Source organism: uncultured Aquimarina sp., assembly GCF_947496855.1.
Lineage (GTDB): Bacteria > Bacteroidota > Bacteroidia > Flavobacteriales > Flavobacteriaceae > Aquimarina.
Genome location: NZ_CANMED010000009.1, coordinates 45522 through 58017, shown reverse-complemented (window position 1 = coordinate 58017; position 12496 = coordinate 45522). Strand labels below are relative to the sequence as shown.

The 12496-nt window shown below is 32.4% G+C and carries 10 protein-coding genes; 2 read left to right on the top strand and 8 right to left on the bottom strand.

What is annotated here, in order from left to right; genetic code table 11:
- Nucleotides 1-4: 4 nt before the first annotated feature.
- Together Q0921_RS23815 and Q0921_RS23810 are read right to left on the bottom strand one after the other, a co-directional pair.
- The gene (locus Q0921_RS23815; RefSeq protein WP_299261500.1) at nt 5-1042 is read right to left on the bottom strand and encodes a cytochrome d ubiquinol oxidase subunit II; all 1038 of its coding nucleotides are present in this window, start codon (nt 1040-1042) and stop codon (nt 5-7) included.
- A 3-nt stretch (nt 1043-1045) separates the two neighbouring features.
- Nucleotides 1046-2347 (bottom strand): cytochrome ubiquinol oxidase subunit I, encoded by a 1302-nt coding sequence (locus Q0921_RS23810; protein WP_299261498.1) that lies wholly within the window; start codon nt 2345-2347, stop codon nt 1046-1048.
- Between the two features lie 314 nt (nt 2348-2661).
- Here Q0921_RS23810 and Q0921_RS23805 point away from each other — a divergent pair, with 314 nt between their 5' ends.
- Together Q0921_RS23805 and Q0921_RS23800 are read left to right on the top strand one after the other, a co-directional pair.
- Entirely contained in the window at nt 2662-4578 is a 1917-nt protein-coding gene (locus tag Q0921_RS23805; RefSeq protein WP_299261496.1) for a sensor histidine kinase, read from the top strand.
- Complete coding sequence (locus Q0921_RS23800) at nt 4562-5215, top strand: response regulator transcription factor (RefSeq protein WP_299261494.1); 654 nt, start codon at nt 4562-4564, stop codon at nt 5213-5215. Before Q0921_RS23805 ends, Q0921_RS23800 begins: the two co-directional genes overlap by 17 nt.
- Nucleotides 5216-5237: 22 nt before the next feature.
- Here Q0921_RS23800 and Q0921_RS23795 read toward each other — a convergent pair whose 3' ends face one another.
- From Q0921_RS23795 to Q0921_RS23770, 6 genes are all read right to left on the bottom strand, one after another.
- A complete protein-coding gene (locus Q0921_RS23795) occupies nt 5238-6551 on the bottom strand; it encodes a hypothetical protein (RefSeq protein WP_299261492.1) in 1314 nt (437 codons plus the stop codon).
- A gap of 133 nt (nt 6552-6684) precedes the next feature.
- Nucleotides 6685-7113 (bottom strand): hypothetical protein, encoded by a 429-nt coding sequence (locus tag Q0921_RS23790; protein WP_299261490.1) that lies wholly within the window; start codon nt 7111-7113, stop codon nt 6685-6687.
- Nucleotides 7103-8704, bottom strand: a complete 1602-nt coding sequence (locus Q0921_RS23785) for a hypothetical protein (protein ID WP_299261488.1) — start codon at nt 8702-8704, stop codon at nt 7103-7105. Before Q0921_RS23785 ends, Q0921_RS23790 begins: the two co-directional genes overlap by 11 nt.
- Nucleotides 8705-9025: 321 nt before the next feature.
- A complete protein-coding gene (locus Q0921_RS23780) occupies nt 9026-9550 on the bottom strand; it encodes a hypothetical protein (RefSeq protein WP_299261486.1) in 525 nt (174 codons plus the stop codon).
- A gap of 2 nt (nt 9551-9552) precedes the next feature.
- Nucleotides 9553-11124 (bottom strand): TIGR02594 family protein, encoded by a 1572-nt coding sequence (locus tag Q0921_RS23775; protein WP_299261484.1) that lies wholly within the window; start codon nt 11122-11124, stop codon nt 9553-9555.
- Between the two features lie 116 nt (nt 11125-11240).
- Nucleotides 11241-12473, bottom strand: coding sequence for a DUF3289 family protein (locus Q0921_RS23770; RefSeq protein WP_299261482.1), 1233 nt, complete (start codon nt 12471-12473; stop codon nt 11241-11243).
- Between the last annotated feature and the right edge of the window lie 23 nt (nt 12474-12496).

Genomic DNA, 12496 nt, shown 5'->3' with positions numbered 1-12496 from the left:
TTTATTAAACTGAAGGATTATCGTGCTGTTCTAGAATCTTAATCATCTTAAATGATTTCAATAAATGAAACAATCCAGGAAGGATTACTGCACCACCAATAATTAACGATATTCCTAAAACATTAATCACACTATCCGGTGCTATATTTTCTAATAAGCTAACACTATGCGTTTCTGTAATAATGATATTAGGAAAATGAGATACGAATGCTGCAAGCAAAATCAAAAATACTTGTAAGCCTGCAAAAAGTCTACTCAATACTCTTCTACCCTTTTTTATAGTGATCCAAAGAGGAATCAACAATAATCCAGAAATTAGCATAGCGATTATAGCATATGGATCCTTAATAAACCCATTTACAAAGGCTGATTCATTTGCATATCCATAGCTAAAAGTTAATAAACCCATTACAAAAACTACAATAGTTGCAATCGTAGCTTTTCTAACATAAATATTTTCTTTTCCCGGTGTAGATTCACCAATAAGTAACACTGAAGATAAAAAGGCACAAAGAGCTGCAAAAAATAACCCAACTAGTATGCTAAAAATATTACACCAAGGTCTTACAAATGCTTCATAAAACGTTAAAGTACTTACATCTTCTGTAAGCTTAATCTCTCCGCTAATTAATCCTCCGAAAACCATTCCTAAAAATATTGGTGTAATCAGACTTGATATTTTAAACATGGCATCATACAATTTCTGAGAATTATCAATCACCGCATCATAGTGTCTAAAAACAAAAGCTACTCCTCTAAGCGTCACTCCGAGTAAAATTATAGTTAATGGAATATGAAGATTCACTACCAATATATTATAATACGCAGGGAAAGCAATCCATAAGATTACGATCAAAATAATAATCCATATATGATTTGCTTCCCATACAGGTCCCATAACTCTATAGATCGTTTTTTTTGTTATTTTCTGATTCTCTTCTGATGAAAATAACTCTACAATACCAGCGCCATAATCCGCTCCTCCCAGAACTACATATAAGTACATAGAAAATATCAAAAAGAATAATACAACGTATAGCATAAACTAATTATTTTTGGCATTAAGAACTTTAATCTGTCGAATCATTAACCATGTTACAGCAATAGAGAGGGTAACATATACTACCACATAAGTATAAAAACTAAATACAATTCCAGGCATTGGTGTCACTGCATCTTTGGTTCGCATTATTTTATGAATGATCCAAGGCTGTCTTCCAACTTCTGTTACAATCCACCCTGCTTCTAATGCTATAAACCCAAGAGGAGCTAATACTACAAAAAGTAGCCAATACTTATTGTTAGCAAACCATTTCTTCTTTTTTAAAGAAATGAAATATAAAAGTCCCGCTAACATCAATATGCCTCCAATACCTACCATTGTCTGAAAAGCATAATGGACGATTGGGACATTAGGTCTTTCATCCTCAGGAAAATCATTCAAGCCTTTTACCTCAGCATCAAAATCACCAAATGCTAAAAACGATAACATTCCGGGAATGGCCAGCTTATATTTCACTTCTTGCGTCTCCCCATTTACAATACCTCCAATATATAATGGTGCTCCTTTTTCTGTATTATAATGTGCTTCCATTGCAGCAAGTTTTACAGGTTGTCGTTCTGCTATATCCTTTGCAGAGATATCACCGCTAATGGGTTGCAGAATGGCTGCAATCGCTCCAAAGGTAATCGCAATTTTAAATGCCTTGGTATGTAATTTTACCCTTCTTCCCTTAAATACCTGATATGCATGGATTCCTGCTACTGCAAATCCTGTAGCAGTAAATGCTGCTAAGGTCATGTGTAATGCTTGCGTGAACCAAGCTGGATTTAGCATAGCTTTTATCGGATCAATATTAAGAAACTGTCCATCAATATAATCAAAACCACTTGGTGAATTCATCCATCCATTTGCGGCCACCACCAAAATCCCTGAGGCTACCCCAGACAATCCAATAATAACTCCTGTAAACCAATGAAATTTTTCCGGTAATTTATTCCAACCATACAGATAGAATCCCAATGCAATTGCCTCCACAAAAAATGCTGCTCCTTCTAGTGAAAAAGGCATTCCAATAATAGGTCCTGCGTGTTTCATGAATTCAGGCCACAATAATCCCAATTCAAACGATAAAGCTGTACCGGAAACGGCACCGGTTACAAAAAAGATGGCAACTCCTTTTTGCCAAGCTTTCGTTAGTGTTAAATAGAGTTGATCTTTGGTTTTTAGCCATTTATAATGTGAAACTACCATAAAAAAAGGCATCACCATACCAATACAAGCAAAAACAATGTGAAATATTAAAGTAAATGCCATTTGGAGTCTTGCTGCATCAAGGTTTTCCATAGAAAATATTTAGAGAAAGAATATTATTTTAATTACTCTATAAAGATACAACTCAAAGACCATTTTAAGAAGAAAAACGACGTGTCTTTTCTTTTATAATTGGCTTTTTAAAAAATAGTTTAGAACAAATGAGAAACAAATAATTAATACCGGAAATGTGCGTTATTATATGTACCTAAAAGATACATAAACCGTCAATTTTCAAAAGTATTAAGATGTTAAGTTTTATTAAATATAAGCTTAGTTAATAAAACTTAACCTTCGAATCTTTACCTTAGCAAAGAGACCAACTTATTATATTTGCACAAGCTAATATGGATTACAAACACCATAGAAAAACACTAATACTTATAGCTTTTTGGGGCACTTTTTTCTGCTTCGGACAGGAATCTGCAATTACAAAAATTGATAAGGCAATTGACTCTTTGGATACTAATCCAAATTATTCATATACTGTTTTATCCAAAATTTCTAAGAGTGAAAAATATCAAGATTCTATAAAAGCAAAGGCAAAACTATTTTTAGGAAGTTACTTCAACTCTATTGGTGTTGTAGACTCATCCATGTATTATACTAGAGCTTCCCTGATTCATCTCAGAAATAAAAAGTACTTAGCCAAGGCTTATCGCTTATTAGGATCAAGTTATAGGGTAAGTGGTAAAATAGATGATGCATTAGAATTACTATACAGAAGTCTAAAAATTTCGGAAGAGATACATTACAGAGATATGGTAACTAAGGTTAAGTCCGACTTAGGTTTACTATATGCTAATAAAAAAGAATATGAAAAAGGTATTCGATTTTTACAAGAAAGTATTGCTAATGCCCAAAGTGAGCAAGCAATTTATGGTAATTATGTAAACATTGGTGCTATATATTTCTTTCAGGAAGATTTTGAAAATGCTGAAAAATACTTTCGTATAGCATTTGAAATGATGCCGCCAGAAAAAGATCCAAAGGTTTCCGCTACGATAGCCCTTAATTTAGGATCCATCTTGTACGAAAACAAAAAGTATGATCAAGCGATCGATTATTACGAGAAAAGTAAACAGATTGCTGATAAGCATGGATTTGTAGGCAAAAGCTTAAATGCAATTACTCATAAAGCACTTGTTATAGGGGTTTTAGGAAACCATTCTGAAGCTATACAAATGCTTACAAGTACAATAGCAAAAGCCAAAGAAATTTCTAATTTAGAAATACAGAGAAACATTTATGATAATTTAGCTATTGTTTATAAAGAAGCAAATGATCATAAATCGGCAAATAACGCACTGGTTCAATATCATATCTTTAAGGATTCTTTAAATAATAGAAAGCAAAAAAAGGAGATTACTGAACTTGAAGTCAAATATGAAACGGCTACAAAAGAAAAGGAGATTTTACTGTTAAAAGAAGATCAGCTTGTAAACGAAGCCGAAATTAAAAGACAACGTTTATTAAAAAGATTTTACATTATTGGTTTTATTATTGTTCTAATACCCATAATTGGCTTGCTACTCGTGTATTACCAAAAATTACAAGTGAAAACTAAATACAATGCACAAAAAGAAGAAATTAATAGACAGAAAACTACTTCTTTTCTCAAAGAGCAAGAACTAAAACTTGCGAACACTTACGTAATTGCCCAAAACGAGGAACGAAATAGAATTTCCCGAGAATTACACGATAGTATAGGCGGAAATCTTGCGGCAATAAAGCTACAAATGATTGACATAAAAAAAGGCGAAGAGTTTCAGAATGCAATTATCAATCAACTGGATAACACTTATCAGCAGGTACGTGAAATATCTCATAACCTTATTCCAAAAAAGATCAGTCAGACAGCGTTTGCCAATTATATAAGTGAATATATAGACACGATAGAAAAAGTCACAGATCCAGACATTACATTTATACCACATCCAATAGAAAAAATTAATACCATTGATGATAATCAGAAAGTTGAAATTTTTAGAATTATCCAGGAACTAATTACAAATGCTTTAAAACATGCTAAAGCAAAAGTAATAGAGATATGTCTTAATGCTTACAGCGATTCTATTGAAATTATTTTTGAAGACGATGGTATTGGTTTTGATGTTAAAAAAGAAAGAAATGGTATCGGATTACAAAATATCAAAAAACGATTAACGTTATTAAAAGCAAAAATAGATATCGATTCTGCAATTAATAGAGGAACCGCGATACGTATTGAAATACCAACTATATTAAATGACAAAAAAATATAAATACAAGTTAGTGGTAGCTGATGACCACAAAATGTTCTTAGATGGCCTGTTAAGTATCATATCACACGAATCCGATTATGAAATTGTTTATACAGCAAGTAATGGTTTTGATCTTAAAAAATATTTGGACATAAACGCATCGGATCAAATTGATTTAGCAATTCTAGATATTAATATGCCTAAAATGGATGGAGTTGCTCTTAACCTCCACATAAAAGAACATCATCCTCGTATAAAAACACTAATAGTTAGTATGTTATCAGAACCTCAAAAAATCTTTGAACTAACACAATCTGACGTAAACGGATACATACCAAAAAATGCTAAAAAAGAAGAACTGTTAAAAGCTATCGAAACAATTTTAAATGGTTCTAATTATTTTGCGGATAGCATAAAAGAAGCATACACAAAAAGTATCTTTGAGCAAAAGCAAAATAATGAGGTAAATCTAAGCAAGCGAGAAAAAGAAATACTTCAATTAATTGCTAAAGAATATACTACACAAGAGATCGCAGATAAACTTTTCTTAAGTAAATATACCATTGAAGGATATCGTACAAGTTTGATTTCTAAGTTAAATGTAAAAAATGTAGTTGGTTTGGCGAAACACGCTATTAAATTAGGATTAGTAGATTAATAGATTAATACAAACTAACTTTCTAAATACATCCTACTCCCATATCAACTACAATCTCTGTTCCCGTATTAACTAAGTCACATACCGCATTTGGCATAGAAACAATGTTATTTTCTGAAATATCCAATACTTGCAAGTTTATCAAATTACTAAGTTTAACGGGGATTTCTTCGATTGTATTTGTTTTTAATAATAGATTTTCTAAGAGAAACAAGTCCCCTATATTCTCATTTATTTCGACTAAATTATTTCCAGACAATTGAAGTCGTTTTAGATTAGTGAGTTTTGTTATGTCATCAGGAATCGCAATTATACCAGCATTATAGACATCTAATCTAGTTAATGTCTCCATCTCTAAAACATGATCAGGGATTGAACCTAATAAGTTAGAGGAAATTCCTAAACTGGTTAATTGAGATAAATTAGTTATTGCTTCAGGTATTTCTAATAATTCAACGTTATTAATAAATAGTGCATTTAACTCAGAGAGTTCAAACAACTCTGAGGGTAGTGTTTTTAAAGAATTATTAGAAAGACTCAAATACCTAAGCCCTGTAAGCTTATTAATATCAGAAGGTATTTCTATCAACAAGTTTGTATACATTCGTAAGTCAGTTAACTTCCTCAAACTAAAAAATTCTTGTGGAATTATTTCTATCTGATTCCCTCCAAGATTGAGTGTCCTTAGGTTATTTGACAAATCTGCGATTTGCCTTGGGATTTCCGAAATCATATTGCTTTCTAAAGACAGTGTTTTTAGGTAAAACAAATCACAGATCTCTGGTGGTAATATGGTAAGTCCTTTATCATCTAATTCTAATGCAACCACTTTACCATCAATAAAAATCACACCTTCCCAGGTAGTAATGTCTTCGCTATTAATATTCCAGCCTAACGTATTATCAGGATTTTGCTCAAAAATCGTGAGTAAAATTTCTCGCTCCGTACTTGCCACTACTCGTACTCTTACTGTATAATTCGAAACTGTACCATCCTCTGCCATAATACTGTATATTATTGGAGTAGAAAAGTCGAAAGAAACATCTATATCCTGAACGATGGAAGCTGTTTCAGAAATTTCAATACTGGGCTTCAATGCTCTAATCGGTGTGCCAAACGGTAACACGACAGACACTACTTTATCTTCCTGATCAATTCTAGCTGTAACATCAATATCTAATTCTCCATTTTCTTGTGAAAGAAAGGTGAATTGTAATATCTCATTTTCAGAATTTAAAAGTGTAACATCTGATCCATCTATTTCTTTAGAACAAGAAAATATGATCAAACTGCATATTACTAGAAGCAGGTTTTTATGGGTTAATAAGCCTTTCATTGGTTTTGGTTTTATGAGTTTTATATTTGTGTTATCTCTTAATCAAAAGTAGAAAATAAGACCCGCGAATACATCCATGATTTCCATAGAAAGTATACCCTGAAAACCACTTTTATTTGATATGACCATTAGATTATCTTTGATCTGAACAAACTTGATTTGCATATTTTTGGAATACATTCTTACTCTGTTCCGAATCGCTAAAAAGAATGTTTTCAGTATCATTTTCAAGCATCATTGATGTTCCAACAATACCTTGGCAATCTATAATGTAAGTTAAAATATATTCTTCCGTCAGTTCCTCATCTATATACATGCTAACATTTAACTTAACTCTATGTGAAAATTTGTTGGTTACAATATCTATTTCCTGATAGGTCATTGCACAACCTGACCCGCAACTAAGAGTAAAAGACCTTTGTTTATCTGATTTTTCTACATTCTTGTATATTAATTGATTTTCACTATCATTTTTTTGATTATCAATAATACTTTTACATCCAAATAATGTGGAACAAGAGATTATTGTTCTAATAACAATTAAGAAAATATTATAGACCATTTTTAGAATTTATTAAAGCTTCTCTTATCTCTTCGGGAGTTATATGTGCTCTATTCAAGCCGTCACCTGCATAATAAGACTCTCCATTTTGTGAAACTCTACGATTACCAAATCTATCATTGCTAATACGGCGCCCGATTTCTACACCGATACTTGCCCACTCCTTTGCTGCTGAGTACATTGCTTCTCCCAAATCACCATCCCCTTCTAGATATGCAATAATAGGTGGTCTTTTTATGTCAATTAAAAATTCATTGAAAACTCTATCTTGTGTTTCTTCATCAAAATTTTTACTTACATCAAGATTTAAAGCAGCAACTGCCTCATTCATTGTTTTAGGTATAACCTGATACCTTCCCACAGCAAATAAAGTTCGAACTGCCCTACTCTGACGTCTTTGAATCTCACTAATAGGAGTTCCCACAACATTCACATCTCTAACTTCTCTTAGCGGAGGAGGAAATGTCCTATTACATAGATTATAATCGTCTCTTGATTCGAATCTAGCAATCAGATTACCAAATTGACTATGTGCCCAGGATTGATTTCTTTCTAATCTAAAATAAGAACGTTCACTCTCATTTAGAAACTCCTCTTCATAATCCTGTTTATCTCCACTTACTTTTACTTTTAACCATAAAAAATCTATAATCGGAGGTAATTCTGGTTTTTGATTAGTGGGTAAGGGATAATCCTCAGGATTAGTAGATACCTCTGACCCAATTTGTGACACATCTGATCCAAAAGTTAGTGGAACGGATGGAGTTATTTGTTGCATTTCTTCTACAGAAGGAGGAGGAAGACTAATGGGTTCTTTAGGTTTAAACTTTTCTTTCCATTCTTCAAAAACTGTATCGGGATCATCTACTTTGGGACGAAATTTAATCTTTACTACAGCTTCTCCTTGATCGTTAAAAATAGCTTTTAGTTCGGTTTTATTTGTATTCTCATTTGGTTCTTCTGCTCCTATAGTATCATACTGAATAACTGTAAGCGGAATTTCATCCTCCATTAATAAAAATGGGCTCCTTTCAAAAATTTCTACAGTGGCTTCTTTATCTTTTAAGGCAAATCCTTTAACTAGGATATAAGAATCCTCACCTAATATTCCATTATCTTTTTTTTCATAAGAAACTCTTTCTTCTTTCTTAAAAATTTCAAATTCCACAACATTATTAGGTTCCCTATATATTCTATACTCAAGATTTGTACGTATTGCTTCAACGTTAGTATGATAGCCTTCTGCTAATAAAGAATCCCTCTCAATTACAGATAAAATTTCTTGGGCTACGGTATCTATACTTTTAGTTCTTAGGTTAGGATCTATTTCTCCTTCATCCATTATTCCATTTTCATCAACTAAGTTAATAGGGTTTCTTATAGGATATGAAGAGTTCCCACTAGAAACACTAACCTCTTCAACGTTATTTTTTGCAAAGTAAGCATCAATTAAACCTTCTTCAGATTCATTGGTAGCAAAAGTTGTTTGATTCGCATAATCAGCCCAATTACGATTAATCTCCTCAATTCTTTTAGAACGAGCTTCTATCAATTGTTGTGCTGCATTAATTCCTTCTTTATGTCCACTCATTCTAATATTCTTTTTATTACAAATAAATGTAATAATTCATAAATTTAGACGCCATTTATTTCTAATCATCCTATACAATTTACAGATTTCAATTCTAGACGATTTTCATTAACTTTAAATCTGTAAAGAGTCGTTGATTCTATTTCTTGGTCATTTGCCTTAACAGGAACTAAAAGAAGATTGTTTTCCATTCTCACTGGATCATAACTTCTTAGCACTTCCATTAAATCCACTGTAAATATTTTTTTATTTAGTATTTTGTTCTTTAATAAATATCTCCTCTTTCATATAAATGAGCTAATTCAAGTTTATGAAAGTTATTTACCCAGCAAAATCTATTACCATTATTTTATATTTACTATTACTCTTATTAATTTTTAAGTATAACCCAGTTTTAAAGCCTATAAATACTTCCTTACAGTTTTTGTTTTTTAAATCATCTTTATAAAGAATTTCGGTATTTTTAGAGCTTATAGAATCTATTAAGATATCTTTTTCATTAAACACTTCAATATTGAATATGGAATTAAGGTTAAATTTTGAGTTTTTGAATTTTAATAAAAACTCTTCTTTACTATCAACTTTAGAACCTATAAATTTTAAAGGATAACTATTCTTTTCAGATAAAGCGATTAGATCATTACTATAAATATGATTAATATAATTAACAACAAATTCATTAACCTTTAAGCTATCTGAAAATTTAATACAGCTTTGATAATTTTTAATACTTCCTTTTTTTATTGTCCTTTTTTCACTGATGATCGAATTAATAGTTACGTTAGTGCAGGAACTAACTAACAATTTTATGATCAAAAAATAAAACAAGTATAATTTATTTTTCATAATCATTCTACCTCCTGTTTATCTTCAGACGGGATTATCCCCCATTCCGTATGTATTCTTGAAATGTCTATATTTCTGTCATTATCCGTTAATTGATCATTGAACCCTAACTCATAGTCAGCTGGGACATAAAATCCATAAAGTCTTTTACTTCCTATTGATTCTCCGTAAGGAGCTAGTTTTATAGAATTATCTTGATTTCCTCCTAAAAGGATGTAATCGCCATTAGTTGCCATTCCAAATAAAAAACCTGTATGACCTCTCCATTGACTAATGTTCGCATATACTACTATGCATCCATAAACAGGCACTTTTATTTGTTTGAAATTTTTATCAAAATTTTCATGGATTGGGGCTAAAGAACTAGCGCTTAATGCATAATTATAACCACTTTCTTCCATACACCAATTCATAAAAGCAGCACACCAGGGTCCATTTCTCGAACTTGTTGGTTCAAAAGGATTTCCTACAAAACGCAAGTAATTTTTGGCCATAGTATACATTGGTTCTATTCCTTCTACTATGCCTCTCGCCTTTTTTGCTTCTCTAATAGCAATTTCCATCCAAGGAGCACGTTTATTAACTTCTAATCTAAAATATTCTCCTCTTTCTTCAGGAAAACGTCTTTCATAAGTGCCATTATCTCCAGCTACTTCTACTTTTAACCATAAAAAATCTATAATTGGAGGTAATGACGGTTTTGCCCCAGGAAGAGGAAAATTCGCTGATTGATTCGTAGGAGATAATACATCTTCTCCAGGAGTACCATTTCCGAAAGTTAATGGTTGTTCTGGCTCAATTATTTGTATTTCTTCTTGAGTCGGAGGCGGCAATGTCATTCCTTCTTCGGGTTCTTTGGGTATAAATTTCTCCTGCCATTCTAAATAAACTGTATCTGGATCTTCCTTTTTTGGTCTTAGTTGTATTTTTACAATTGCTTCTCCCTGATCATTAAATTGAGCTTTAAATTCTGTTTGGTTTTCATTGATCAAGTCATCTCCTTCTGGATCCAAAGATCCATATTCTAAAAATGTCAAAGGAATATCTTCAGCTTCCATCAATAAAAAAGGACTTTTTTCAAAAACCTGAATTGTTGCTTCTTTACCTTGTAATGCAAAACCTTTTGCTACAATATAAGTATCACTGCCCAAAGTTATTGACTTGACTGGCACATAACTTACAACTATTTCTGTCGGGACTTCTTCTGAATTTGGAATTATCAATTCTACCTCTGCTGGTGGATTATTGGGATCAGGTAAAACATCCTTATTAGCATCGGCTAGATCTCTCCAATCATCAACACCGTGCTCTGTGGCAAAAGTAGAAATATAATACCCCGGACTTGCAACGTATGTTTCTCTTCTAACTTCTACTGTAGCACCCTCTATTGGTATTTCTTCTTCTTTTCTCTCAGCAAAATAAGCATCCTGCAGAGCTTCTTCTGCTTCATTCGTAGCAAAAGTTGTTTGATTTGTATAATCAGCCCAATTCCTATTCAGTTCTTCAATTCTTTTAGAACGAGCCTCTATCAATTGTCGTGCTGCATTAATTGCTTCTTGAATATGTTCACCCATAATTTCTTATGATTTAATATTAAATTTCTTTATCTATAAAAACTTAATAGATGTTTTTTTAAAGCTTTAGCTATTTTGTTCTGTGTTCCATAAATTTTTCAAACCGTGTTTACGAATTAAGAAGTAGGTACAAAAAACTCTTTTTCAAAAGTAATCTTTGTCAAAAAGGGTTTGTAGCCTCTCACATGTTGTAAGAAAAACCAGCCTCTAAATCCAGCTCCTAGCGAGTAAAATTTTTGCATATCGGGTAGATCTAGTCCAAAATGATCCCAATAAATCACTTCATACTTAATATCATAGCCATTTCCTTTTCTAGTATATTCAATGATACTTACCTCATAACTCCAAATATCATTCACTGCAATAGTTAACCCTCTAAAAAGATTGTTATCTTCTCCTCTAGCAAACGAAGGAGAAGCACCTTGTCTTCTTTGCCATCTTATAGATGTATCTTCTGCTGCTGAAATATTTCCTCCTCTATTTTGTATTCTTTGCGTGATATCATTTTCTAAAGCCTCACAAAACCGTTTTGTTGCAGAGCTTTCAATAGCTGCCTGATTTAGATCGTTATTTTCATAAATACCTCCTTCGTTATTTTGAAATTTATCGATCATGGATGCTATATTTTCTCTTAATGCTCCAGAAGAAAGTTGATAAGCCATGATTCTAAAATCATCAAAGAGCATAAAATCAAAATTCAACCTAGTAAGATTAAATAAGATAGGTCGTAATTCAGTTATTTCTTCAGTCTTATATATTGCTTTGTCAGTGATCCTATCTCCGTTAGCAAATTTTATATGATCAGCATTATTAAACCCGGCTTGTTCATATTGCTGCGAATAAGTTTGTATTTCTTCTTCTGAATATATCAAAGTGCTAGGTTCTCCAAAACCATATGCCATATCATTTGCTATTGCATTTCCATCTTCATTTAATCCAGGTATTCTATAACGCTCTACATAAAACGGTACTTCTACATCTTGTAACATGGATTCTGGTAAATCCGTGGGAACATCCGTCTGTGCTGTATCTTCTATAGCAATATCGACTCCTCCCGTACTACAAGTAATTGTAGAGTCTTCTAACAACATAAACTCTCCATCAATTTCCAGATTGGTGGCCACTCCTTTCCATTGAGTTGGAGCAATCACACTTGCACAAGGCGGTGGACTTTTTCTCCATTTCTTACAAACGCCTCCAAAAACGAGATTAGTCTTACTCTTGTCGCCATTAGTGGCACAAGGGGTATCTTGTAATTGTACTTCGGTATGTGATACAATAAGTACTCCATCACTAGAACAGAGCGGACAACTTAAAGTAGCTCCGTTTTTCACAAATTGTCCAGACATAATTCATAAGTTTTAAAAGTATT

What these genes read in the sequence shown, in the direction of transcription:
- Q0921_RS23805 (WP_299261496.1), top strand. Translation starts at nt 2,662, where the DNA reads ATGGATTACAAACACCATAGAAAAACACTAATACTTATAGCTTTTTGG.
- Q0921_RS23770 (WP_299261482.1), bottom strand. Translation starts at nt 12,473, where the DNA reads ATGTCTGGACAATTTGTGAAAAACGGAGCTACTTTAAGTTGTCCGCTC.
- Q0921_RS23800 (WP_299261494.1), top strand. Translation starts at nt 4,562, where the DNA reads ATGACAAAAAAATATAAATACAAGTTAGTGGTAGCTGATGACCACAAA.
- Q0921_RS23795 (WP_299261492.1), bottom strand. Translation starts at nt 6,551, where the DNA reads ATGAAAGGCTTATTAACCCATAAAAACCTGCTTCTAGTAATATGCAGT.
- Q0921_RS23780 (WP_299261486.1), bottom strand. Translation starts at nt 9,550, where the DNA reads ATGAAAAATAAATTATACTTGTTTTATTTTTTGATCATAAAATTGTTA.
- Q0921_RS23815 (WP_299261500.1), bottom strand. Translation starts at nt 1,042, where the DNA reads ATGCTATACGTTGTATTATTCTTTTTGATATTTTCTATGTACTTATAT.
- Q0921_RS23790 (WP_299261490.1), bottom strand. Translation starts at nt 7,113, where the DNA reads ATGGTCTATAATATTTTCTTAATTGTTATTAGAACAATAATCTCTTGT.
- Q0921_RS23775 (WP_299261484.1), bottom strand. Translation starts at nt 11,124, where the DNA reads ATGGGTGAACATATTCAAGAAGCAATTAATGCAGCACGACAATTGATA.
- Q0921_RS23810 (WP_299261498.1), bottom strand. Translation starts at nt 2,347, where the DNA reads ATGGAAAACCTTGATGCAGCAAGACTCCAAATGGCATTTACTTTAATA.
- Q0921_RS23785 (WP_299261488.1), bottom strand. Translation starts at nt 8,704, where the DNA reads ATGAGTGGACATAAAGAAGGAATTAATGCAGCACAACAATTGATAGAA.